Consider the following 24,258-nt stretch of genomic DNA (forward strand, 5'->3'; position numbering starts at 1 on the left):
CGCGCGTGCAGGCACGGCCTGGATGATTGCGGTACTGCTGGCGATGCTTATGTTGGTGAACTTCCTGGACAAGGTGGTCATCGGCCTTGTAGCGGTACCCATGTCCAGGGAACTGGGTTTGTCCCCGGCCGAGTTCGGCCTGGTAGGCGGCGCGTTGCACTGGTTCTTCGCCATCTCTGCGGTGGTCGGCGGCTTCATGGCCAACCGCCGGCCGACCCGCACGCTGCTGTTGGGCATGGGCGCGTTCTGGGCACTGATCCAGTTGCCCATGCTGTTCGTCACCTCCCTGTGGGCGATTGTCGCTTGCCGGGTGTTGCTGGGCATCGGCGAAGGGCCGGCGTCACCGGTGGCTACCCATGCCTTGTACAAGTGGTTCCCCAACGACCGGCGCAACCTGCCGGTGGCGCTGTTGCATACCGGTAGTGCACTGGGGCTGCTGGTGGCAGGCGCAATGATTCCATGGATCAGCGTGCACTATGGCTGGCGCATGAACTTCATCGTGCTGGCTCTGATCGGCGCGGCGTGGTGCGCGCTGTGGTGGGCATTGGGGCGTGAGGGTACGCTTGACCGCATCCGCCCCGGCCAGCTCAAGGAAGAGCAGGTGCACATCGCCTACCGTCGTCTGCTCGGCGACCGCACGGTGCTGGGCAATTACCTGTGCCACTTCGCCGCCAATTGGTCGCTGGCCCTGACCTTGACCTGGGTGCCGAGCTACCTGGAAACCGGGCTGGGCATCGACCCGATCATGACCGGCCGGGTGTTCGTGCTGTTCGTGGTGGTGACCACGCCGCTGAGCCTGTTCATGGCGTGGCTGTCGCAGCGCATGATGCGCGCCGGGGTGGCGACGCGCTGGTCGCGCGGAGCCTTCGTCTCTCTGTGCCTGATTGCCAGCGGGTTGCTGTCGGCGGCGTTGTTCCTGCCGGGTTTGGGCAATGTCGAGCGAATCATGAGCCTGACCTTCAGCGGCGGGCTGGCGCTGGTCATGTACTCGGTGGGGCCAGCCATGCTGGCGGAGTTCACGCCTAGCGGGCAGCGTGGCGGCATTCTGGCTATCGGCAATGGTATCGCTTCGCTGGCAGGGCTGGCGGCACCCGTAGTCACGGGTTTGCTGGTGCAGGGCGCCGGAGCCGACCACCCGGCAGGGTATGGCCAGGGCTTCCTGGTGTGCGGGGCGGTGCTGGTGATCGCCGGGTTGACCGGGCTGGTGTGGATGGACCCGCAGAAAACCCGCCAACGGCTGCTGCAGGTGGACACGGCTGCGCTGGCCCGGGCCTGAGCTGCGCTGCGTTCAGAGGCTCTGCTGCGGCAGTGGAGCACGCTCGATCAGGGTGCCTCTCCAGCGCTCGCTGCGCACCGCATCCACCAGCAGCCCGCGCACCAGGTCGCGCATGCAGGCGGCGGCGAATGACAGTGGCTTGTGTTGCGAATGGGCCAGGGCAATGGTACGGGTGATGCGCGGTTCCACGATCAGCCGCGCACTGGCCGGGGCTGCCAGGTCCAGCAAGGGCGGCCAGTTGCTGATGGTCGCCGCCAGGCCGGCACGTACCAGGCTGGTTATGCCGGGTGCCGACTGCTGTTCATAGCTTGAATCCAGCGTCACGCCGGTTTCCATGGCCGCCTGCTCGATGCGCCTGCGCAGGTGCAGGCTGCGCGGCGGCATCACCAGCCGGCTCGACGCTGCCTCGGCCAGAGTGATTGGTGAGTCGTCCGGACCATGCGCAGGCAGGCCTACCCAGTACAGGTCTTCGGAGAACACGGGTTCGGCAACCACGTGCGCCAGCTCTTCGGCGTTGGGCACCACACCGAAATCCACCTTGCCCAGCTCGATCGCCTGGCCGCCTTCGCGGCTCAAGCCGTCCCATACGGTGAGCTTGATGCCGGGAAAGCGTGCCTGCGCCTGGGTGATGATGGCTGGCAACAGCAACGCCGAAGCCGTGGCCGGAATCGAGATGGCCACGTGGCCCTTGGGGTTGCCCCGGCTGGATTTGAGTTCGTCCTTGACCGAGTCGAGCTTCTGTATCACCGAGCGTGCCACCTCGTACAGCTGGCGCCCTGCATCGGTCAGCTCGATGCCGTCATGCTGGCGCGCCAGCAATTGCATTTCCAGTTCGCTTTCCAGCAGGCCTATCTGACGGCTCAATGCCGGCTGGGCAATGAACGCGTGCCGCGCGGCGTTGGAGAAACTGCCGGCTTCGACAATGGCAATCAGGTAACGCAGCTGTTTCAAAGTCATGGCAATTCTCAGGCTATGCCGAAGTGGTATGGCAACTATCGGGAGACGTTATTTGTTCCGGTCTGGTGGCCTACTTAGTATCAGGGAACACCGAATCGAGGATAACAGAAACGTTCGCTTATTTACCCAAGCCCTTTCATACAAGCCTTTGCGCCGTGTTTCGGCGCTAACTCGCAACTCACTCTCGAATAAACACAATAAGAGGTTAAGAGTGATGGCATTCCGTACTTCTGGTCTTTCGGGGCCGTTGTCGTTGCTTGCATCTGCACTTTTTTCTATGCCTGCCCTGGCCGTGCAATTTAATCTTGGAGCGTTTGAAGGACAGTTTGATTCAGCGCTTTCGTTTGGCACCAGCATTTCCACTGCCAACCCGGACCCGGCTTTGCACAATAGTGCAAACAGTGATGACGGCCGCCTGAACTTTGCCTCGGGTGATGTGTTTTCGGCAGTGTTCAAAGGTACCCATGATCTGGAGCTCAAACATGCCAACCTGGGTGTGTTCCTGCGTGGCACCTACTGGTACGACACGGCGCTGCGTGACCATGACCAGCGCTTCAAGGCGGTCGAGGACAACAACCGCAAGCGCTCGGCCAAGACCGCAGGTACACAGTTGCTCGACGCCTTCGGCTACTACCTCTACGACATCGATGGCCAGCCAGGCTCGGTAAGGCTGGGCAAGCAGGTGGTGAACTGGGGCGAGAGCACCTTCATCCAGGGCGGGCTGAACGTCATCAATCCCTTCAACCTGGCGGCGTTGCGCCGCCCAGGTTCGGAGGTGAAGGACGCGCTGGTACCGGTGAACCTGTTCTATTTCACTCAAAACCTGACCGAGGCGTTGTCGGTCGATGGCTTCTACCAGCTGGACTGGGACCAGACCCAGCTCGACAACTGCGGCACGTTCTTCTCCAACAACGACTTCCTGCCCGATGGTTGCGATGGCCTGGACGTGGGGGCCAGGTTGCTTGGCAACCCGGCTGCTGTGGCCGGCCTTGCACCGTTTGGCGTGAACCTGACCAGCGAAGGCGTGCGCATACCCCGGGGCAGTGACCAGGATGCCCGCGACGGCGGGCAGTGGGGCGTTTCGCTGCGCTGGTACGTGGCGGCGCTGGACACCGAGTTCGGTGCCTACGCTGCCAACTATCACAGCCGCACGCCTTATCTGGGGACGGTCAGCAGCCCATACTTCGACAACAGCCGCTTCGCCCCTCAGTTGTGCGCCAACCTGGGCATTGGCCCGGCCGGCTGTGCCGGGTTTCTCGGTTCCGCTGCCGGTCAGTCGCTGGTCGGCGCATTGCGCCTGGGTACCTCCCAGTACCGCGTGCAGTACCCCGAGGACATCCGCATGTACGGTTTGTCGTTCGCCACCACCCTGCGCAGCGGTACGGCTCTGCAGGGTGAGCTGAGTTACCGGCCGAATATGCCCATGCAGCTCAACGGTACCGACATCATCCAGTCACTGCTCAATGTCGAGGGGCGTTCGCCTTTGCTGGGCGACGGGCTGCGGCCAGACAGCGCCAGCACCTTGTTCGATGGCTACCGGCGCAAGGAGGTGACCCAGCTTCAGGTCACCGCCGTGCATGCATTCAGCCAGGTACTGGGGGCCAACCAGATGCTGCTGGTGGGCGAGGCCGGGGCCACCTACGTCGGCGGGCTGGAGGGCGGCACAGGCCCGCGTTACGGCCGCTCGGGTACCTTCAACAGTGGCGAACTGGCGGACAACAGCGTATGCCGGGCGATTTCCAAGACGCCAGAGCACTGCAACGACCAAGGCTTCATGACCCCGTTCTCCTGGGGCTACCGGCTACGCGCCACCTTGACCTACCCCAACGTGATCGCCGGCTTCGACCTGCGGCCAAACCTGTCCTGGTCGCACGATGTGCACGGTACAGGCCCGGTGGAGGGCTCGGCTTTCAGCGAAGGCTCCAGGGCCATTAGCGTCGGGCTGGATGCGACGCTTGCCAGCACCTACAGCCTGAGCCTGTCGTACACCGACTTTATCGACGGCGATTATGGCACCCGTGGCGACCGGGACTTTGTCTCGCTGAGCCTGGGCGTCACCTTCTGAGGGCATGATGATGAAAATGCGAATGCTGATGATCGGCCTGTTCTGGGCCAGCGCCGGGTTGGCTGCAGCAGGCCTGCCTGACAACCTGACCCCTGTGGGTGCTGAACGTGCAGCCAGCCCGGACGGCCGTATCCCGGCCTGGCAAGGCGGGTTGACAGTAGCCCAGCAGCGCTTGGGCGACAACGGCACGCCGCTGGATCCGTATGCCGCCGAGCAGCCACTGTACCGGATCACGGCGGCCAACTATCGGCTTTACCAGAGCCAGCTTTCCGACGGCCAGGTAGCTTTGCTCAAGCGCTTCCCGCAAACCTTCGAACTGCCGGTCTACCCTACCCATCGCAGCGTGGCGGTGCCTGCCGGAGTCGCCGCCTCGGCCGCCCGCAACGCAGTGCAGGTGCAGCTGGATGACCAGGGCAACGGGCTGCGCGGGTTCAGTGGCGTGATTGCGTTTCCTCGGCCGGACAATGGCCTGGAGGTGATCTGGAACCACCTGACCCGGCACCGCAATGCCAGCTACATTCAGATGTCCGACAGCGTCACACCGCTCAAGAACGGCCGCTTCGTGCTGATGAGCGCGCGCCAGGACCTGGCCCGCCCGGAAGGCCTGAGCGGGCTGGGTGCAAGCAATGTGCTGTATTACTTCACCTACCGCATGATGGCACCATCACGGCTTGCCGGTGATGCCATGGTGGTCCATGAAACCCTTGACCAGGTAGCCGAGCCCCGCTTGTCCTGGGTCTACAGTGCCAGTCAGCGGCGTGTACGGCGCGCGCCGAGCATCGCCTACGACACCACCGGGCCAGGCACTGCCGGCCTGCGTACTGCCGACAGCCGCGACATGTTCAATGGCGCCCCCGACCGTTACCAATGGAAGTTGCTGGGCAAGCAGGCCCTGCATGTGCCCTACAACAGCTACCGCCTGGCATCGCCCGAGCTGAGCTATGCCGAGCTGATCAAACCTGGCCATGTCAATCCGGCGCCCACCCGCTACGAGCTGCATCGGGTGTGGGTGGTGGAGGCGACCCTGAAGCCCGGCGCACAGCACATCTACGCCAAGCGACGCTTCTATGTGGACGAAGACACCTGGGCCATTCTCGAAACCGACAGCTACGATGCTGGCGGCCAGCTGTGGCGTACATCACAGGCCCACAGCTTTTACCACCCGGGCGGCGAGGTGGCGGTCAACGCAATGGAGGTCACCTATGACCTCAAGAGTGGCCGCTACCATGCGTCAGGGCTGATCAACGAGCAGCGTCGCCCGTTTGACTTCAATGTTCGCACCAGCCTTTCGTATTTCTCTCCCGGCGCTTTGCGCAGCTTTGGCGTGCGCTGATGGACGTGTTCGAACCACGGCCGGACTGGACTCGGCGCCTGCTGGGGCAAGGCGAGGCGCCCGACCCTCGTTTCACCCTGGCCAACGAGCGCACGTTCCTGGCCTGGATCCGTACCGCGCTGGCGTTGCTGGGAGGTGCTATTGCCATCGAGACCTTTGCCGGCCAGGCCCTGCAGGCGCCGCTTCGGCTTTGGCTGGTCGGCGGCCTGATGTTGTTGAGCACGCTGCTGAGCGCCGGCGCCTGCCTGCGCTGGCTGCGGGTGGAGCGTGCCTTGCGCCAACGCCGGCCATTGCCGCTGCCAGCGCTGGTGCCGATGTTGGCACTGGGTTGCCTGGTCGCGGCATTGATGGCCGCTGCCGTGTTGTGGCCGCGTTGGCATGCTTGACCCGGGTTTGCAGGCCGAACGCACCGAACTGGCCTGGCGGCGTACCTGGCTGGCGCTGGTGGCAGTCGCGGGGCTGGCTTTGCGACAGGGCGACCTGCCGCTGGCCGCACTGGTGGGCTGCGCAACGCTGATGCTGTTGGCCCGCCAGGGGCGGCGCTACAGCGAGGGCCTGGCGATGTTGCGCGCCGAGCGCGGTCAGCCTGCGATTCTGCCGGTATTGGCGCTGGGTGGCGGGGTGTGCCTGATGGCGCTGGCAGGGTTGTACCGCTTGGCGAACGGGGGCTGAAACCTCTCCCACAGGTACAATGTGAGTCTGAAAGCCAAGACGGTACCGGTGGGAGCGGGCTTGCTGGCGAAGACGCCGGGGCTCAAGGGGTCACGATGTTGAAACGGGAATCGGCGTTCTCCAGGCCGCCCATGAAGCGCAGGAACTTCACCCGCTCACCCTCGATGGAGATTTCGCCCAGGGTGGCCTCCTTGAGGAACCCGGTCTGCTTCAGGGCAATGCGGTCCAACGTCTGTTTGCTCATGCTCACCTGCACATCGGCCTGGGCGTGACGAGTCAGGTCGCGATGGGTGAGCACGCCGTTGCGCAGGGTCAGGGCGTAATCTTCGCCCAGGTCGGTGAAGCGCCAGTTGATGCTAAGGTCGCTATCCGCCGCCTTGAAGGCATCCACTCGTACCCCCAGGTAATCGAAGAACAGGCTGGGTGTCAGTGCCCGCACCATGTCGTCGGCATTGCCGCCACTGCCGGTGGCGGCGGCTACTCCACCGCGCAGCTCCTGGGCGCCGCTGAGGTAGGCGTTGCGCCAGGTAGCGTTCTCGCTTTGGTAACCCAGCTGTTCCAGCGCATCGGCCTGGAGCTCGCGCGCTGCGGTATTGCCCGGCTCGGCGAATACCAGATGGTTCACCAGCTGCGCGACCCAGCGGTAGTCACCTTCGGCAAAGGCTTGGCGTGCCTGGGACAGCACCTGATCGGCGCCACCCATTGCCGCCACGTAGCGCTTGCCGGCAGCTTGCGGCGGGAGTGGGTCGAGGTTGGCCGGGTTGCCATCGTAAAAGCCCATGTAGCGTTGGTAGACCGCACGGACGTTATGGCTGAGCGAGCCATAGTAGTCGCGGCTGTACCACTTGCTGGCCAGGCGCGGCGGAAGGCTGGCCAGGCTCTGGGCGATTTCCATCGGTGTCTGGCCCTGGTTGATCAGGCGCAAGGTCTGGCTATCGATGAAGGCATACATGTCACGCTGGTCAGCCAGGTATTCGCGGATTGCCGGCCCGCCCCAGGTCGGCCAGTGATGCTGGGCAAACACCACCTCGGCCTGGTCGCCGTAACGCAACAGCGATTGGTCCAGGTAGTGCGCCCAGACTTTCGGGTCGCGCACCAGCGCCCCGCGCAGGGTCAGCACATTGTGCTGCACGTGGGTGGCGTTCTCGGCCATGCACAATGCCTTGAGCCCAGGGAAGTAGATGTTCATCTCTGCTGGCGCTTCGGTGCCCGGGGTCAACTGGAACTCTACCTCCACGCCGCTGAGGGTCATGCGTTGCAGCGGCTGGCTGATTTCCAGCGTCGGCGCTATCAGGCTGACGGTGGCATTGGCCGGTACCCCTTTGCCCAGGCCGGCATCCACCTGGCCGCGTGGCCCGCGGGGCAGTGGGGCACCGTACATATACTGGGCGCGGCGTTTCATGGCCGGACCGGCCAGCACGTTCTCGCCGATGGCATGCTCGAAGAAGCCTTCAGGTGCAATGACCTGGACCTTGCCGGCCTTGACGTCCGCCTCGTCGATCACCCCGCGCGCGCCGCCGAAATGATCGATGTGCGGGTGGGTGTAGATCAGCGTGGTCACCGGCTTGCGCGGGCGGTGCCGGAAATACATCTCAAGGCCAGCCCTGGCGGTTTCGACGGCCAGCAGCGGATCGAGCACGATCAGCCCGTCCTGGCCTTCGATGATGGTCATGTTGGCCAGGTCCAGGCCGCGAACCTGGTAGATGCCTTCGGTGACCTTGAACAGCCCGGCGATGGTGTTCAGCTGGGCGATGCGCCACAGGCTCGGGTTTACCGTGGCCGGGGCCTGCGCCGGGTCGAGAAAACGGTACTGGCCCAGGTCCCACACTGTCTTGCCATCGGCGGTCGCGACCGGCCCGTCGAAGCGCTCGATCAGCCCGCGCCGGGCCGCCTCGTAATCCCGGTGGTCATCGAAGGGCAGGCGTTGCAGCCATTGCTGGTTGCTGGCCTGGGTGGCCGGGGTGGCGTCCTTTGCCGCCGTAGTGGCCAGGCTCGGGAGGGGCGCCAGCAGGGCGAGCGCCAGCATCGACAGTGGGAAGCGCATGGTGTGTCCTTGTTGTTATCGGGGCGGACCACTGTAGGGGACCGGTTCGGGCACCAGCCAATACCAGAGCGGCATGGTTGCCATCGCATTTGCTGATGGCCTCAGGCAGGCGGGAGCTCCAGGATCTGCTCCACCAGCCAGGCAAGGGCGGGGTCGTGCCGGCGGTGGGTCAGGTGCACCAGTTCCAGCTCGAACGGCTCCAGGGCAAAGGGCAGTTCGTGCACCGTGAGGGGCAGCAACTTCGCGAACTGCTGTGCAAGTTGCCGCGGCAGCACCACGCACATCTCGGTGGCGGCAGCCAGATGCGCGGCTTGCAGGTAGTTGGGAGTGGTGTACGCAATTTGCCGGGTCAGGCCTTGTTCGGCCAGCCATTGGTCGACCATGCCCCGGGTCTGGCCACCGTGTACCCAGATATGCCGCAAGCCGAGGAACGCCTGAAGGTCCAGCGCCTGGTCCGGCGCCAGTTGCGGATGCTTCTGGCGCAGCGCGACTTGCAGGGTTTCGCGCCGCCAGGGGCGACGGCTGAAGCGTGCCGGCACCTCGTCGAAGCGCCCCAGTACCAGATCGAGGTCGCCGCGGTCCAGCGCTTCGGCCGGCAGGTTGGGAGCCAGGTGCACCACATCGATGCGCAAGTGTGGGGCCAGTACCTGCAGGCGTGCCAGTAGCGGTGGCATGCACAGCTGTTCGACGAAGTCGGTGAGGGCGATGCGCAGTTGACGGTGGCTGCGCTGTGGCTCGAAGGCATCGCCGGTGGCCAGGGTCTGCTCGATCTGTTGCAGCGCCGCTCGAATCGGCCCTTCCAGTGCCAGTGCTCGCGGCGTAGGGCGCATGCGCCGGCCAACACGAACCAGCAGCGGGTCGCCCAGCTGGTCGCGCAGCCGCGCCAGGGCGTTGCTTACCGTGGGCTGGGTCAGGGCCAGTCGTTCAGCCGCCCGCGAGACATTCTGCTCGCGCAGCAGCATGTCGAAGACCCGTAACAGGTTCAGATCGAAGTTGGAAATATTCATGGCCAGAATATATGGCATACGAAATGGAAATTTCAAAAATACCTGCGGCCTGCTTAGGGTGATGCCTGTCCTCATACCTACAACAAGCAGGAGCGTTGCGCGTGAATACCCCCTTTCCGATCAACCAGGTGGCCGTGATAGGCGCAGGTACCATGGGCCGCGGCATCGTCATCAGCCTCGCCAGTGCCGGCCTGTCGGTGCTGTGGCTCGACAGCAACGCATCAGCCCTGGACGCTGGCCTGAGCATGGTCAGCCAGGCCTGGGCCCAGCAGGTGGAAAAGCAGCGTGTAACCCAGGCCGAGGCCGAAGCCTGCCTGGCGCGCGTGCAGGCGGTGGATGGCTACACCGCGCTGGCCCAGGCCGATCTGGTGATCGAGGCGGTGTATGAAAGCCTTGAACTCAAGCAGGAAATCTTCCGAGCCCTGGATCAGTACCTCAAACCTGAGGCGATCCTGGCCAGCAATACCTCGGCGCTGGACATCGACGCGATCGCGGCGGTGACCCAGCGACCGTCGCGGGTGCTGGGCCTGCATTTCTTCAGCCCCGCGCATGTCATGAAGCTGCTCGAGATAGTGCGCAGCGCGCACACCGACCAGGCGGTGCTCGATACCGCCCTGGCGCTGGGCGAACGCCTGGGCAAAGTGGCGGTAGTGGCCGGCAACTGCCCGGGTTTCATCGGCAACCGCATGCTGCGCAGTTATGTGGCCGAAGCGCGCAAGTTGCTGCTCGAAGGCGCGCTGCCGCACCAGGTGGATGCGGTGCTGCAACAGTTCGGTTTTGCCATGGGCCCGTTCCGCATGTACGACGTGGTAGGCATCGACCTGGAATGGCGCGCCCGTCAGCTGGCCAGGCAGGGTATGCACGATCCGCTGGTGCAAGTGGACAATGCGCTGTGCGATCTGGGCCGGCTGGGTCAGAAGACCGGGAAGGGCTATTACCGTTATGCACCTGGCAGCCGCCAGGCCGAGCATGACCCCGAGGTCGACGCCCTGGTGCTCAAGGTTTCCAACGACCTGGGTTACCGTCGCCGGGGCATCAGTGCGGAGGAAATCGTCGAGCGCTGCCTGCTGGCGCTGGTCAACGAGGGGGCCAGGATTCTGCAGGAAGGCATCGCTGCCGACAGCACCGACATCGACCGGGTGTGGCTCAACGGCTATGGCTTCCCGGCGGCCACTGGTGGCCCGATGCGCTGGGCCGATGACCAGGGTGCAGCATTCATCCTGGCCCGGCTGGAGTACCTGCAAAGCGTACTGGGCGAGCATTGGCGCCCGGCCGGCCTGCTCTACTCGATGGTGGCCAAGGGCAAGCGCTTCGACCAGCTGGCGGAGGCTCAGGCATGAATTACCAGGCTCCCTTGCGCGACATGCGCTTCGTGCTGCACGAACTGTTCGACGTTGCCGGCCATTGTCGGCAGCTGGGCATCGATCTGGACCGCGACACCCTCGACGGCATCCTGGAAGAGGCCGCGCGTTTTACCGGCGAAGTCGTCGCTCCTCTAAACCGCAACAGTGACGAGCAGGGCTGCCAGTTGGCCGGGGGGGAGGTCACCACGCCCGACGGTTTTCGCGACGCCTACCGGCAATACGTCGCCCATGGTTGGGCCAGCATGACCGGCCCGCAGGCTTACGGCGGACAAGGCCTGCCGCAAATGGCCTCGGCCAGTTTCCACGAAATGCTGATGGCCGCGTCGTTGTCGTTCCGCATCTATTCCGGCCTCACCGAAGGCGCCGTGCTGGCCCTGCATCGCCATGGCAGCCCGGCGCTGCAGCAGGCCTACCTGGCGCCCATGGTCAGTGGCGAGTGGGCCGGTACCATGTGCCTCACCGAACCGCAGGCCGGCACCGACCTGGCCTTGCTGCGCACCCGCGCCCAGCCGCAGGTCGACGGCTCCTATCGCATCACTGGCAGCAAGATCTTCATCAGTGGCGGCGAGCAGGACCTGACCGACAACATCATTCATCTGGTGCTTGCCCGCCTGCCCGATGCGCCTGCCGGGGTGCGGGGCATCAGCCTGTTCCTGGTGCCCAAGCTGCTGCCGGGTGGCGAGCGCAACGCGCTGGGTTGTGGTGCGCTTGAGCACAAGATGGGCATCAAGGGTGCCTCGACTTGCGTGATGAATTTCGACGGTGCCCTGGGATGGCTGGTGGGTGAGGCCAACCAGGGCCTGGCGTGCATGTTCACCATGATGAACGACGCCCGTTTCCAGGTCGGCCTGCAAGGGCTGGGCATTGCCGAGGCGGCTTTCCAGGGTGGCCTGGCCTATGCTCGCGAACGCTTGCAATCGCGCGCGCTGACAGGCCCGGTTGCGGCGGACAGGCCGGCCGATCCGATCATCGTCCACCCGGATGTGCGACGCATGCTGCTGACCCAGAAGGCCCTCACCGAGGGCTGTCGCATGCTGGCTATCTACACGGCCCGGCAGCTTGACCTGGAGCACGCAGCGGCGGGCGATCAGGCACGCCAGGGCGCAGCCCGACGGGCGGCGCTGCTGATCCCGATCGTCAAGGCGTTCTTCACCGATGTCGGGCAGGAGGTCGCCAGCCTGGGCGTGCAACTGTACGGCGGGCACGGCTATATCCGCGAGTGGGGCATGGAGCAATTGATGCGTGATAGCCGCATCACCCAGCTCTATGAAGGCACCAACGGCATCCAGGCTCTCGACCTTGTGCGCCGCAAGCTGCTGGGCGATGGCGGGGCCGAGCTGAATCTGCTGGTCGATGAACTGGCCCTGCAGGTCGAGGCGGCTGGTGCCGGTGGTGGTCTGCATGCCATGGCGACAGCGGTCGGGCAGCGCCTGGAGGAATGGCGCGCACTGGCCGGCCATGTCGTCGAGGCTTGCCAGCATGCCCCCCAGGAAATGGGCGCGGTCTCGGTGGACTTCCTGGCTTACTCGGCCTATGTGCTGCTTGCCGCGTTGTGGCTGCAGGCGGCCATGCGCGCCGAGGCGGCCCTGGCGGGTGGCAGTGCCGAAACGGGTTTCTATCGGGCCAAGCTGCACGCGGCGCAGTTCTACTGGCGACGTGTCCTGCCCCGTGCCACCGCCCACCGTGAAGCCCTGCTGGGCGGTGCAGATTGCCTCATGGCGCTGCCAGCGAGCGACTTTGCCTTTTAGCGCTCGGCCAACGACGACACAAGGAGAGCCAGATGCAGCCTTTCAGTTTTGCCACTACCGGACAGATACTCTGCGAAGCGGGCGCGGTGCAGCGCCTTGCCACTCTGTGCCGCGAGCGCGGCGCACGGCGTGTGCTGATCGTCAGTGACCCCGGTATCGCCCGCCTGGGCATGCTCGATGACCTGCTGCCGGGGTTCACGACGGCCAAGGTCGGCGTGGCGATCTTCAGCGAGGTCACCGCCGACCCCAGCGAAGCCTGTGTGCTGGCGGCCACCCAGCGGGCCCGGCATATCGGCGCCGACCTGGTGGTAGGCTTTGGCGGCGGCAGTTCGATGGATGTCGCCAAGCTGGTCGCGCTGCTGGCTCACCGTGACTGTACCCAGCCGCTTGCCGAGCTCTATGGCATAGACAAGGCCAAGGGCCGGCGCTTGCCGTTGATCCAGGTGCCGACCACGGCCGGCACCGGTTCGGAGGTGACGCCAATCGCCATCGTCACCACCGGCGCCACCAGCAAGATGGGCATCGTCTCGCCCCTGCTGTTGCCGGACCTGGCGGTACTTGATGCCGTGTGCACCCTCGGCCTGCCCCCCGCGGTAACCGCTGCGACCGGCATCGATGCGATGGTGCATGCCATCGAAGCCTATACCAGCCGTCTCAAGCGCAACCCGCTGTCGAGCCTGCTGGCCCGCGAGGCGCTGCGGCTGCTGGCGGAGAACCTGGACCAGGCCGTGCACAACGGCGGCAACCTGGATGCGCGCCAGGCCATGCTGCTCGGCGCCTGCCTGGCCGGCCAGGCGTTTGCCAATGCCCCGGTGGCGGCGGTACACGCCCTGGCTTATCCGTTGGGTGGGCACTTCCACATTCCCCATGGCCTGTCCAACGCACTGGTTTTGCCACATGTGCTGCGCTTCAACCTGCCCGTCGCGGTGACGGACTATGCCCAGCTGGCGGTGCCCCTGTTGGGCGCGCGGTTGCAGCCTGGCGACCTGCACCGGCAGGCTGACCAGTTCGTCGAGGAACTGGCTGTGCTGGGCGCCCGCTGCGGTTTGCCTGGGCGACTGCGCGATGCCGATGTTCCGCGCCATCGCCTGCCGCAACTGGCAGAAGATGCCATGCAACAGCAGCGCCTGCTGGTCAACAACCCGCGTGAAGTCACCCAGGCCGATGCACTGGCCATCTACGAGGCGGCCTACTGATGAGCGTGCATCGGCAACGTGACTATTATCGGCACTTCACGCCCATCGCCACCCGCTGGCATGACAACGACGCCTATGGGCACGTGAACAACGTGGTCTATTACGGCTTTTTCGACAGCGCCGTGAACCGCCTGCTGATCGAGCAGGGCGGACTGGATATCCACCACGGCGCGGCGATTGCGCTGGTGGTCAGCTCGGCCTGCGACTACCAGTCGCCTGTAGCGTTTCCGCAGGACATCGAGGTGGGCCTGGCGGTAAACCGGCTGGGCAACACCTCGGTGCAATACCAGTTGGCCGTTTTCATCCAGGGCCAATCCCTGGCCTGCGCCACCGGACGCTTCGTCCATGTGTTCGTCGACCGGCAGGGTCGACGCCCAGTCCCGGTGCCTGCCCGTTTGCGGCAGGTGTTGAGCGAATTGCAGCCCTTGTCCCCTGAGGAATTTCGACCATGAAAGACGCCGTGATCGTAGCCACTGCCCGTACACCCATCGGCAAAGCCATGCGTGGCGCCTTCAACGACCTGAAAACCCCCAGCATGACAGCCGTCGCCATTCGCGCAGCCGTCGAACGGGCTGGTATCGAGCCGGCGCAGGTGGAGGACCTGGTGCTGGGTACCGCCATGCAGAGTGGTACTGCCGCTATCAACCCTGGGCGTCTTTCGGCGCTGGCAGCCGGTTTGCCGCAGTCGGTCAGCGGGCAGACCCTCGACCGCCAGTGTGCGTCGGGCCTGATGGCCATCGCCACAGCGGCCAAGCAGATCATTGTCGATGGCATGCAGGTGACCATTGGCGCCGGGCAGGAGCAGATCAGCCTGGTGCAGCAGGTGCACAACCAGCTTGCCAGCGAGGCCTGTGACCCTGCCGTGCTGCGCATGAGCGAACACGCCTACATGCCGATGCTGCAAACCGCGGAGTTCGTCGCCCGCCGCTATGGCATCAGCCGAGATGCGCAGGATGCCTACGCCTTGCAGTCGCAGCAACGCACTGCTGCGGCGCAGGCGGCGGGGTTGTTCGCCGATGAAATCGTACCCGTCACGGCACGCAGGAAGGTGGTCGACAAGTTGACCGGTGCGGTGAGCCATGAGCAAGTCTGCCTCAGCCAGGACGAAGGCAACCGGCCGGCGACCACCCTGGCAGACCTGCAAGGGTTGAAGCCGGTTGTCGAAGGCGGCTGCGTGACGGCTGGCAATGCCAGCCAGCTGTCTGATGGCGCCAGTGCCTGCGTGCTGATGGAAGGCGCCCTGGCCGCCCGCTCGGGCAGGGCGCCGCTGGGGCTGTATCGTGGCATCGCCGTGGCTGGGCTTGCGCCTGAAGAAATGGGTATCGGCCCTGTACTGGCGGTGCCCAGGTTGCTGCGCCAGCACGGCCTGACGGTGGACGACATCGGCCTGTGGGAGCTGAATGAGGCGTTCGCCTGCCAGGTACTCTACTGCGCCCAGCGCTTGCAGATAGACCCTGCGAAGCTGAACGTCAATGGCGGTGCCATCGCCATCGGCCACCCCTACGGCATGAGCGGGGCGCGGATGGTCGGGCATGCGCTTCTGGAGGGCAAGCGGCGCGGTGTGAAGTACGTGGTTGTGACCATGTGCGTTGGCGGCGGGATGGGCGCGGCGGGGCTGTTCGAAGTGCTGTAGCAAAGGTTTGTCTGGCCAGCCCCGGAGCCTGGGCCGGTCAAGGCGCGCCGAACAGCATCGTCCAGTAAACGCCGTTATCGCTACGCGAGTTTTCGGCAAAGGCCGCACCTACCTGGGTAAACATCGGGTTCATCAGGTTGGCGCAATGTCCGGGGCTGGCCAGCCAGCCTGCCATCGCCTTGCTCGGCGAGCCCTGGCCTGCGGCAATGTTCTCGCCGATCTGCCGCCCACGGTAGCCGGCATCCCATGCCCGATCCGCGGGCAGATCACCGTCGAGGTCGCGGTGCGCGAAAAAATTGTCGTTGGCCATCGCCCTGCTGTGGCGCTGCGCCGCCGTTCCCAGGGCGGTGTTCCAGGTCAACGGGCGTGCAGCGGCAAAGCGCTTGCGACCACACAGGCGCGGCTTCGCCCGTGCAGCGTTCACCTGTGCCAGCAACGCGTTGCTTGCCGATCGCCTATCGTCAAGCTGGGCATCGAGCAGGGGCCGAGCCAGCAGCACCCGCCATTCATTGCGTGAGCGACTGACGCCGATATCGGCATATTGGCTATCGAGCAGGGCTGCGCAGTAGTCGCTGCGGAGCATGTCAAAGGCCTCCTCGGCATCTCGCGCGCCGACCAGGCGGATGGCCCGCACCTTCACCGCCTGATAACCCGCAGCCTTCAATCCTTCCCGCAAACCCCCGCTGTAGCCGACCGGCAACGCCAGTTTCGGTTTCAACACCAGCGGTGTCGAGCCCCGGACAATGCGCCGCTCGCAGCGCTGTGGCTGGGCGCGATAGTCGTTGATGGCTGCCACCAGTTGCCTTTCCCCGCTGGCATGGGCGGGGTTGGCAAACAGGGGAAATAAAGGAATGAAGCAGAGCGAGACAAAGGGGAAGCGACGGACTGCTTGGCGCATGGGGTGAATGGCTCTGGTGGATAACGACGGCAAGGCCGATTTGAAAGCTCGGCTAAGACTGTGCGGCTCAATACAGGTTCACGTGTACGGAGTACAATTTTTCGCGGGTACTCAACGTGAATGCTGCAACAAGGTAAACCGCAATGACACAAGCTACCGATCAGGCTTTTTACGACCGCGCGGATGCGCATATCGAACTGGCGAACCAGCAGATCGAGAAAATCGAAGACCTGGGCAAGGTCAGTGCCTCGCTGACCTTCGGCGCCTCGCGCTTCAATGCCTGGATGAGTGCCCGCAGTTTCAAGACCAGTGCCGAACTGGCTGCCGCGCGGGAGGAGCTGTTGAAGTATTTCTGCGAGCAGTACCGGATGATGCTCGAGGACAACCTGGACGAGCACATTGAGCATTTTGACCAGTATGTGCTCGGTAAAGGCGACTGAACCCTATGGGGCAGGCGGTTTCCTTGTAGGAGCGGCCTTGTGTCGCGAACGGGCTGCGGAGCAGCCCCAGGACCTCAGCCGAAACGCACAAATTGCTGGGGCTGCTCTGCAGCCCTTTCGCGACACAAGGCCGCTCCTACAGCGGTACGCGATGTGGAGATAAACCCGGTGACGGGCTATCGGGCCTTTTTCTCCAGAAGCCGCGCCCCGGTACCTTCCTTGCCCAGCACATCCTCGGGGTTGCGCAGCGGGCATTCCTCCAGCGACAGGCAGCCGCAGCCAATGCAGTTGTCCAGGCTGTCGCGCAACGCTTCCAAGGTGCGAATGCGGGCGTTCAGGTCTTCGCGCCAGGCGGTCGACATCTCACTCCATTGCGCTGCCGTGAGCTTGCTGTTGGGCGCATAGCGGCTGAAGGCTTGCTTGATCTCCTCAAGCGCAATACCCGTGCGCTGCGCCACCTTGATGATGGCCAGCGTGCGCAGCACCAGTGAAGGATAACGGCGCTGGTTACCCGCCGTGCGGACACTGGCGATCAGCCCTTTGGTCTCGTAGAAGTGCAGCGCAGAAACCGCCACGCCGCTGCGCTTGGCCACTTCCCCTACCGTTAGCATCCGTGTTTTGTCCGCTGCCATGCCTGTTGACCTCAAGTTAACTCGAGCTTTTATAGTCCTGCCCGATCTTCCCCGCAACCGCTTTTCCTGATGATCGGAGCACTGCATGAACAAAAGGACGTTACTGGCCTGGGCTGGCGCTGTTGCAGGTGTGCTGGCCGCTGCCTATGCATTGGTCGGCAGTGGCTCGGCGCCGCCGGCTACGGCGGCATGGCCGGCGACCAAGGTGGCGCTGGCCACGGCCGAGCAAGTGCAGCTGGCACGGCAGAACTTTGCCTCGGGGGAACTGGAGGCGGTCAACCAGGTACAGGTGGCGGCCGAGACGGCGGGGCGCATCACCCGCATCGCCTTCGAGTCGGGACAATGGGTGAGTGCAGGGCAATTGCTGGTACAGCTGAACGATGCCCCGGAGCAGGCCCAGCGTGTGCAGTTGCGGGCCAGGCTACGCAATGCCGAAGTGGTGCTGCAGCGCAGCCGCAAGCTGCGCGCGGTGAACGCCGTGTCACAGGAGCTGCTCGACAATGCGGCCACCGCCGTGGACGTGGCCAGCGGGGAGCTGCAGCATGTCGAGGCGCTGATCGCGCAGAAGGCAATACGCGCGCCGTTTGCCGGCAAGCTCGGCATTCGCCGGGTGCATCAGGGCCAGTACCTGAGCGCCGGTGAGACCATCGCCAGCCTGGCCGACATCAGCCAGCTGCATGTCAATTTTTCCCTGGGCGAACAAGCCGCCCCCGAAGTGCACGTGGGGCAACTGCTGGCGCTGACGGTGGATGCGGTGCGCGGGCAGGACTTCCAGGCCCGGGTGGTCGCGGTGGACCCGGTGGTGAGCAAGGCGCGCCTGGTGCAGGTGCAGGCGGCCTTGCCGAACCCGGGCGGGCAGTTGCAGCCGGGCATGTACGCCGGCGTGCGCCTGGATGCCGCGCAGCCGTCAAGCGTGCTGGCCGTGCCGGAAACCGCGATCACCTACACCGCCTACGGGCAGACGGTGTTCGTCGCTACCCGGGACCCGGAACAGGGCACCCGGGTCAGCCGGGTGCGGGTGACTACTGGTGAGCGCTGGCAGGGCCGGGTGGAGATCACCTCAGGCCTGGCGCCCGGTGACCAGGTGGTGGTGTCCGGCCAGTTGAAACTGAGCGACGGCATGCCGGTCGAGCCTGTGGCGCAGGACAGCCTGCAGGCCAGCCAGGGAGGGCGGCAATCGTGAAGTTCACTGACCTCTTTGTCCGCCGCCCGGTGCTGGCGCTGGTGGTCAGCAGCCTGATCATCCTGCTGGGGCTGTTTGCCATGGGCAAGCTGCCGATCCGCCAGTACCCGCTGCTGGAAACCTCCACCATCACCATCAGCACCGAGTACCCGGGCGCCTCTGCCGAGCTGATGCAAGGCTTCGTGACCCAGCCGATCACCCAGGCGGTGTCGTCGGTAGAGGGCATCGACTACCTGTCCTCGTCGTCGCAGCAGGGGCGCAGCCTGATCACCTTGCGCATGGTGCTCAATCGCGATTCGACCCAGGCGCTTGCCGAGACCATGGCCAAGGTCAACCAGGTGCGCTATCGCCTGCCGGAAAAGGCCTACGACCCGGTGGTGGAGCTGTCGGCAGGGGACTCCACGGCGGTGGCCTACGTGGGCTTTGCCAGCGAAAGCTTATCGATACCCGAACTGAGCGATTACCTGTCGCGGGTGGTGGAACCGCAGTTCTCCGGCATCGACGGTGTGGCCAAGGTGCAGTCGTTCGGCGGGCAGCGATTGGCCATGCGCCTGTGGCTGGACAGCGAGCAGATGGCCGGGCGCGGGGTGACGGCCGCCGACGTGGCGCAGGCGGTGCGTGCCAACAACTACCAGGCGACGCCGGGGCAGGTGCGTGGGCAGTACGTGCTGGCCGGTATCCAGGTGGACACCGACCTGACCCGGGTCGAGGACTTCCGCGAGCTGATCATCCGCAACGATGGCACCGACCTGGTGCGCCTGCGCGATGTCGGCACCGTCGAGCTGAGCGCGGCCGCCACACAGACCAGCGCCACCATGGACGGCAAGCCCGCCGTGCACCTGGGGCTGTTCCCCACCCCAACCGGCAACCCGCTGGTGATCGTCGAGGGTATTCGCCAGCTGCTGCCGCAGATCCGCCAGACCCTGCCACCCGGGGTGGAGGTGGCGCTGGCCTACGAGACCGCACGCTTCATCGACGCCTCGATCGACGAGGTGCTGCGTACCCTGGTGGAAGCCATGCTGATCGTGGTGCTGGTCATCTGGCTGTGCCTGGGTTCGCTGCGCAGCGTGGTGATCGCGGTGGTGGCCATCCCGCTGTCGATGCTCGGCGCGGCAGGCCTGATGCTGCTGTTCGGCTTCAGCCTGAACCTGCTGACCTTGCTGGCGATGGTGCTGGCCATCGGCCTGGTGGTGGACGACGCCATCGTGGTGGTGGAGAACGTGCACCGCCATATCGAAGAGGGCAAGTCGCCGGTTGCCGCGGCGCTGGCCGGGGCGCGGGAAATCGCCGGGCCGGTGATCGCCATGACCCTGACCCTGGCCGCCGTATACGCGCCGATCGGCTTGATGGGCGGGCTGACCGGCACGCTGTTCCGTGAGTTTGCCCTGACCCTGGCGGGGGCGGTGATCGTGTCCGGCATCGTCGCGCTCACCCTGTCGCCGGTGATGAGTTCGCTGTTGTTGCAACCCGGCCAGCAGCATGGCGCCATGGCCAACATGGCCGACCGCCTGTTCGGCATGCTGACCGGGGCCTATGGGCGAGCACTTGCCTACACCCTGTCGCATCGCTGGATCAGTGGTGGTGTGGCGCTTCTGGTGTGCCTGAGCCTGCCTTGGCTATACCTGCTGCCGCAGCGCGAACTGGCCCCGCCCGAGGACCAGGCGGCGGTGCTGACGGCCATCAAGTCGCCGCAGCATGCCAGCCTGGATTATGTGGAGCGCTTTGCCCTGAAACTGGACCAGGTGATGAAGTCCCTCGCCGAAACCACCGACACCTGGATCATCAACGGCACCGACGGCCCGGCCGCCAGTTTCGGCGGCATCAACCTCAGCGCCTGGCAGGTTCGCGAGCGTTCCGCCGCGCAGGTGCAGGCGCAGTTGCAGCAGGCCGTGGCGGACATCGAGGGCAGCAGCATCTTCGCCTTCCAGGTGGCCTCGCTGCCGGGCTCCAGCGGTGGCTTGCCGGTGCAGATGGTGTTGCGCAGCGCACAGGACTACCCCGAGCTGTACCAGACCATGGAGATGATCAAGCAGCGCGCCCGCGACAGCGGCCTGTTCAGCGTGGTGGACAGCGACCTCGACTACAACAACCCGGTGGTCAAGGTGCGCATCGACCGCGCCAAGGCGGCCAGCCTGGGCATCAGCATGCAGGCCATCGGCGAGTCGCTGGGCGTGCTGGTGGGCGAACAGTACCTCAACCGCTTCGCCCTGTTCGGGCGCTCCTACGACGTGATCCCGCAAAGCATCCAGGACCAGCGCCTGACACCGGCTGCGCTGAACCGCCAGTACGTGCGTGCCGAAAACGGCAGCCTGGTGCCGCTGGCCACGGTGGTGCACCTGGACATCGAAGTGGCGCCCAACCGCTTGCTGCAGTTCGACCAGCAGAACGCCAGTACCCTGCAGGCGATCCCGGCGCCCGGTGTGTCGATGGGTAATGCCGTGGCATTTCTCGAACAGCTTGCCGCCGAACTGCCACCTGGCTTCAGCCATGACTGGCAATCGGAGTCGCGCCAGTACGTGCAGGAGGGCTTTGCCCTGATGTGGGCGTTTCTCGCCGCCCTGGTGGTGATCTACCTGGTGCTGGCCGCGCAGTACGAAAGCCTGGTGGACCCGCTGATCATCCTGGTGACCGTGCCACTGTCGATCTGCGGTGCGCTGCTGCCGCTGGCGCTGGGCTGGGCCACGCTGAACATCTACACGCAGATCGGCCTGGTGACCCTGATCGGCCTGATCAGCAAGCACGGCATCTTGATGGTGGAGTTTGCCAACGAGATCCAGGTGCGTGACAACCTCGACCGTGCCGCCGCCATCGTCCGCGCCGCGCAGATACGCCTGCGGCCGGTGCTGATGACCACGGCGGCGATGACCTTCGGCGTGCTTCCGCTGCTGTTTGCCAGCGGCGCCGGGGCCAACAGCCGCTTTGGCCTGGGGGTGGTGATCGTGTGCGGGATGCTGGTGGGGACCTTGTTTACCCTGTTTGTGCTACCGACGATCTATGCCTTGCTGGCGCGAGACCATCGGGTGACCACGGTGCGGGGGCAGCAGTTGGCGGAGGCTGAGCGGGCGCTGGACATGTGAGGTAAACCTGGACACAAGGCCGCTCCTACAGGGATCGCGCAAGTTTTGGGATATCGAGCATGGCGCTGGTTTGATCAGCCAGGCGACCGATCGCGGCGTATCTGGGTGACGAGGGTAAAGCGATCATCCGGGTGCACCGTCTCGGAAACCGCCATCAGGTCGCCGTTTTCCTCGCGGTAATGGCGAATGATCTTCAGCCCCGGCGCGCCTGCCTCGGCCTTCAGCACCCTGGCCATTTCCGCGGTCAGCAACACTGCCCGCACCTGCTGGTCGACCACCGCGATCGCCCGGCCATAGTGCTGCTCGATCAGCCCCGCAATCAGTTGGTCGGGGTGCTCGCGGGCCAACTCGATGACCTCGGCATAGTCGCGCTGCGCGTACACATCGGTCCAGCACAGCGGCGCCGCGTTGTGCACGCGGTCGACACGGATGCTCGACACGCAGAAGTAGTGCTCGCCCGGTACCAGCCCCAGCCGCGCCGCCTCGCTCAGGTCGGCGACGAAGTGGCGCACGTCCTGGATTTCCCGTTGCTGGGTTTCCGCCAGGTGCGCGAGGTCCGCCACGCTGGCCAGTGACTGCGAGTAGCCACCGCGCGGGCTGCTGGCCTCCACCCGGGTACCCACGCGCTTGCGCCGCGATACCAGCCCTTGGTTGAGCAACTGGTTGATCGCCGCGCGCACCGTGTGTCGGCTCACATCGTAAAGGTCGCACAGCTCGAACTCGGTCGGCAGCAGGCTGCCCACCGGGTAGCGGCCGCTGGCAATACCTTCCATCAAGTCCTTTGCCACGGTGGTGTAGCGCGTCGGGTTCATACCTTTGGTCTGTCTCGCGAAGTAGCCCCGGAAATCAAGCCTGTGCGGGCAGGCTCATATGCAGCAAGGGGAACGGCCGGCCTTCGCCATCCAGCGGTGAGCGGCCGGTCTGGATGAAACCGTAGTGCCGGTAGAACCCCACTGCCTGCGGGTTCTGCTCGTTGACATCGACGCTCATAACGTTGTGCTTCTGGCGGCCGAAATCCAGCAGCGCGCGGCCAATGCCCTGGCCATGGCGCTCGGGGGCGACAAAGAGCATTTCCACGTGGTTGCCATTGAAGCCAATGAAACCAAGTGGGCGGTCTTCGGTGTCAACCGCAACCCAGAGCTCGACGGCCTGGAAGTAGACGTCGCGCAATTGCGGCAGCAGCGCGTCGATGTCGGACGCTTGCAGAAAGTGGTGCGTGGCGCGCACGGCGCGCAGCCAGATATCGAGCAGTTGCGGATGATCTGCAGCGATGCTTTGGCGGATGATCATGGAGTGATGCCTGGTCGGTGTATGGCTGCGGGGTCGGGAGGAAGAAAAAGGGTACCCGGATTGTAGGTGGCGGGGCAATGACGGTGGGGCAGGGCATCAGCTGATGCGTTGCCCGGGCTGGCCCTTTCGCGGGTAAACCGCTCCCACAAGCAAGCACTGCCCTCGAGCCCGGCGCCGTACCTGTGGGAGCGGGTTTACCCGCGATATCAGAAGCCCGCCTCCAGGCCCAGCAGGTCCTGCACTGTCTGCCTGCGGCGAATCATCCGTAGCGCCCCATCCTCGATCAGGAACTCCGGCAGCAATGGCCGGCTGTTGTAGTTCGACGACATCGACGCGCCATAGGCCCCGGCGTCGTGGATCACCAGCAGGTCACCCACCTGCGCCTGGGGCAGGTCGTGCGGGGTCAGTTCCTGGTCATCCTGGGTAAACACATCACCCGACTCGCACAGCGGCCCGGCCACCACTGTCGGCTGCCGTGGGCGGTCAACCGGCTGGCCGTCGGCGTCGAGCAGTGTCATGCGGTGGTAGGCCCCGTACATCGCCGGGCGCATCAGGTCGTTGAAACCGGCGTCGATCATGACGAAGGTATTGCGGCCCACCTGTTTCACGGCGCGTACCTCGGCCACCAGGTAGCCCGATTCCGCCACCAGGAAGCGCCCTGGCTCGATCTCCATGCGCACGGGGTGGCCCAGCATCGCCTCGATCTCCTTGCGGGCCACGGCCCAGGTCCGGGCGTAGCGTTGCAGGTCGACCGGCTTGTCGCTGCTGCGGTATGGGGTGGAAAGGCCGCCGCCAATGGAGAACGCCTCGATGTCCACGCCCAGGCGGCCGATCAGCTCGATCATCGAGCGGGCCACTTGCTCCAAGTGCTGATAATCCACCCCCGAGCCGATGTGCATGTGCACCCCCACCAGGTGCAGGCCATGGGTTTTCACGCAGGCCAGCGCTTCGCCCAGCTCTTCGTGCCAGATGCCGTGCTTGCTGTTCTCGCCACCGGTGTTGGTCTTGCGGCTGTGGCCATGGCCGAAGCCGGGGTTGATGCGGATCCACACGCGGTGGCCGGGCGAGCGTTCACCCAGTTGGCGCAGCATGTCAATGGAACCGGCGTTGACTTCGATCTTCGAGGCCACCACCCGCTCCAGGGTCGGCCGGTCCAGCGCGTCGCAGGTCAGCACCACGCCGGCAGGGTCGCCATCCACGCTTGCGCCCGCGGCAAAGGCCCGCTCCATTTCGCCCAGCGACACTGCGTCCAGCACCAGACCGTGGGCGCGCATCAGGCGCAGCACATGCAGGTTGGGGTTGGCCTTCTGGGCGAAGCGCACGGTATCGAACACTTTCAGCTGTTCGACGCGCTCGGCGATGGTGCCGGCGTCATAGGCCCATAGCGGCGAGCCGTGCTGGCGGACAGCCTCGGCCAGAAGAGTGAAGGGTGCAGTCATGGTG

Annotated in this window: 21 protein-coding genes; 13 read left to right on the top strand and 8 right to left on the bottom strand. The window is 65.1% G+C overall.

Going from position 1 to position 24,258, the window contains the following annotated elements:
* The first annotated feature begins 22 nt into the window (after positions 1-22).
* Positions 23-1,276 carry an MFS transporter gene (locus V3314_RS11495; RefSeq protein WP_284386204.1) on the top strand — a complete coding sequence of 418 codons (1,254 nt, stop codon included), beginning with the start codon at positions 23-25 and terminating at the stop codon, positions 1,274-1,276.
* 12 nt (positions 1,277-1,288) lie between these two features.
* Here V3314_RS11495 and V3314_RS11500 read toward each other — a convergent pair whose 3' ends face one another.
* A complete protein-coding gene (locus V3314_RS11500) occupies positions 1,289-2,233 on the bottom strand; it encodes a LysR family transcriptional regulator (RefSeq protein ID WP_046616309.1) in 945 nt (314 codons plus the stop codon).
* Between the two features lie 214 nt (positions 2,234-2,447).
* Here V3314_RS11500 and V3314_RS11505 point away from each other — a divergent pair, with 214 nt between their 5' ends.
* The 4 genes from V3314_RS11505 to V3314_RS11520 are packed head-to-tail and all read left to right on the top strand — an operon-like array spanning position 2,448 to position 6,303.
* The gene (locus V3314_RS11505) at positions 2,448-4,298 is read left to right on the top strand and encodes a DUF1302 domain-containing protein (RefSeq protein WP_046616308.1); all 1,851 of its coding nucleotides are present in this window, start codon (positions 2,448-2,450) and stop codon (positions 4,296-4,298) included.
* Between the two features lie 22 nt (positions 4,299-4,320).
* Positions 4,321-5,631: a DUF1329 domain-containing protein gene (locus V3314_RS11510; protein WP_046616307.1), complete on the top strand. Its 1,311-nt coding sequence runs from the start codon at positions 4,321-4,323 to the stop codon at positions 5,629-5,631.
* Positions 5,631-6,017, top strand: a complete 387-nt coding sequence (locus V3314_RS11515; protein ID WP_046616306.1) for a DUF202 domain-containing protein — start codon at positions 5,631-5,633, stop codon at positions 6,015-6,017. The genes V3314_RS11510 and V3314_RS11515 overlap by 1 nt, the downstream gene beginning before the upstream one ends.
* Positions 6,010-6,303 carry a DUF202 domain-containing protein gene (locus V3314_RS11520; protein ID WP_108481375.1) on the top strand — a complete coding sequence of 98 codons (294 nt, stop codon included), beginning with the start codon at positions 6,010-6,012 and terminating at the stop codon, positions 6,301-6,303. The genes V3314_RS11515 and V3314_RS11520 overlap by 8 nt, the downstream gene beginning before the upstream one ends.
* 82 nt (positions 6,304-6,385) lie before the next feature.
* On the opposite strand, the gene V3314_RS11525 is transcribed toward V3314_RS11520, so the two are convergent.
* The gene (locus V3314_RS11525; RefSeq protein ID WP_153671706.1) at positions 6,386-8,347 is read right to left on the bottom strand and encodes an alkyl sulfatase dimerization domain-containing protein; all 1,962 of its coding nucleotides are present in this window, start codon (positions 8,345-8,347) and stop codon (positions 6,386-6,388) included.
* 101 nt (positions 8,348-8,448) lie between these two features.
* A complete protein-coding gene (locus V3314_RS11530; protein WP_085601500.1) occupies positions 8,449-9,372 on the bottom strand; it encodes a LysR family transcriptional regulator in 924 nt (307 codons plus the stop codon).
* 83 nt (positions 9,373-9,455) lie between these two features.
* Between V3314_RS11530 and V3314_RS11535 the strand changes: the two genes are divergently transcribed.
* Genes V3314_RS11535 through V3314_RS11555 form a run of 5 tightly spaced genes read left to right on the top strand, consistent with a single transcriptional unit; the run spans position 9,456 to position 15,295 of the window.
* The gene (locus V3314_RS11535; RefSeq protein WP_338460236.1) at positions 9,456-10,694 is read left to right on the top strand and encodes a 3-hydroxyacyl-CoA dehydrogenase NAD-binding domain-containing protein; all 1,239 of its coding nucleotides are present in this window, start codon (positions 9,456-9,458) and stop codon (positions 10,692-10,694) included.
* On the top strand, positions 10,691-12,466 hold the full coding sequence (locus V3314_RS11540; RefSeq protein WP_338460237.1) for an acyl-CoA dehydrogenase C-terminal domain-containing protein: 1,776 nt from the start codon (positions 10,691-10,693) through the stop codon (positions 12,464-12,466). Before V3314_RS11535 ends, V3314_RS11540 begins: the two co-directional genes overlap by 4 nt.
* Before the next feature lie 32 nt (positions 12,467-12,498).
* Positions 12,499-13,662: an iron-containing alcohol dehydrogenase gene (locus V3314_RS11545; RefSeq protein WP_108481439.1), complete on the top strand. Its 1,164-nt coding sequence runs from the start codon at positions 12,499-12,501 to the stop codon at positions 13,660-13,662.
* Positions 13,662-14,114, top strand: a complete 453-nt coding sequence (locus V3314_RS11550) for a thioesterase family protein (protein ID WP_085601503.1) — start codon at positions 13,662-13,664, stop codon at positions 14,112-14,114. Before V3314_RS11545 ends, V3314_RS11550 begins: the two co-directional genes overlap by 1 nt.
* Positions 14,111-15,295 (top strand): acetyl-CoA C-acyltransferase, encoded by a 1,185-nt coding sequence (locus V3314_RS11555; protein ID WP_135002554.1) that lies wholly within the window; start codon positions 14,111-14,113, stop codon positions 15,293-15,295. The genes V3314_RS11550 and V3314_RS11555 overlap by 4 nt, the downstream gene beginning before the upstream one ends.
* Positions 15,296-15,332: 37 nt before the next feature.
* Here the strand turns inward: V3314_RS11555 and V3314_RS11560 are convergent, their stop codons facing one another.
* Positions 15,333-16,193 (bottom strand): CAP domain-containing protein, encoded by an 861-nt coding sequence (locus tag V3314_RS11560; RefSeq protein ID WP_284386188.1) that lies wholly within the window; start codon positions 16,191-16,193, stop codon positions 15,333-15,335.
* A gap of 143 nt (positions 16,194-16,336) precedes the next feature.
* Between V3314_RS11560 and V3314_RS11565 the strand changes: the two genes are divergently transcribed.
* Positions 16,337-16,633 (top strand): DUF3144 domain-containing protein, encoded by a 297-nt coding sequence (locus V3314_RS11565; RefSeq protein ID WP_338460238.1) that lies wholly within the window; start codon positions 16,337-16,339, stop codon positions 16,631-16,633.
* A gap of 176 nt (positions 16,634-16,809) precedes the next feature.
* On the opposite strand, the gene soxR is transcribed toward V3314_RS11565, so the two are convergent.
* On the bottom strand, positions 16,810-17,265 hold the full coding sequence (gene soxR, locus V3314_RS11570) for a redox-sensitive transcriptional activator SoxR (RefSeq protein WP_338460239.1): 456 nt from the start codon (positions 17,263-17,265) through the stop codon (positions 16,810-16,812).
* 85 nt (positions 17,266-17,350) lie between these two features.
* On the opposite strand from soxR, the gene V3314_RS11575 reads away from it, so the two are divergent.
* Together V3314_RS11575 and V3314_RS11580 are read left to right on the top strand one after the other, a co-directional pair.
* Positions 17,351-18,448 carry an efflux RND transporter periplasmic adaptor subunit gene (locus V3314_RS11575; RefSeq protein WP_046616295.1) on the top strand — a complete coding sequence of 366 codons (1,098 nt, stop codon included), beginning with the start codon at positions 17,351-17,353 and terminating at the stop codon, positions 18,446-18,448.
* Positions 18,445-21,525, top strand: a complete 3,081-nt coding sequence (locus tag V3314_RS11580) for a MexW/MexI family multidrug efflux RND transporter permease subunit (RefSeq protein ID WP_338460240.1) — start codon at positions 18,445-18,447, stop codon at positions 21,523-21,525. The genes V3314_RS11575 and V3314_RS11580 overlap by 4 nt, the downstream gene beginning before the upstream one ends.
* A 74-nt stretch (positions 21,526-21,599) precedes the next feature.
* Here V3314_RS11580 and V3314_RS11585 read toward each other — a convergent pair whose 3' ends face one another.
* The 3 genes from V3314_RS11585 to lysA form a co-directional block, all read right to left on the bottom strand.
* Positions 21,600-22,337 (bottom strand): GntR family transcriptional regulator, encoded by a 738-nt coding sequence (locus tag V3314_RS11585; protein WP_046616293.1) that lies wholly within the window; start codon positions 22,335-22,337, stop codon positions 21,600-21,602.
* Between the two features lie 34 nt (positions 22,338-22,371).
* Positions 22,372-22,815, bottom strand: coding sequence for an acetyltransferase (locus tag V3314_RS11590; protein ID WP_085601509.1), 444 nt, complete (start codon positions 22,813-22,815; stop codon positions 22,372-22,374).
* A 206-nt stretch (positions 22,816-23,021) separates the two neighbouring features.
* Positions 23,022-24,254 carry a diaminopimelate decarboxylase gene (gene lysA, locus V3314_RS11595; protein ID WP_085589290.1) on the bottom strand — a complete coding sequence of 411 codons (1,233 nt, stop codon included), beginning with the start codon at positions 24,252-24,254 and terminating at the stop codon, positions 23,022-23,024.
* Between the last annotated feature and the right edge of the window lie 4 nt (positions 24,255-24,258).

The organism is Pseudomonas sp. TE3-3-F2023, from assembly GCF_036784815.1.
Lineage (GTDB): Bacteria > Pseudomonadota > Gammaproteobacteria > Pseudomonadales > Pseudomonadaceae > Aquipseudomonas > Aquipseudomonas pudica.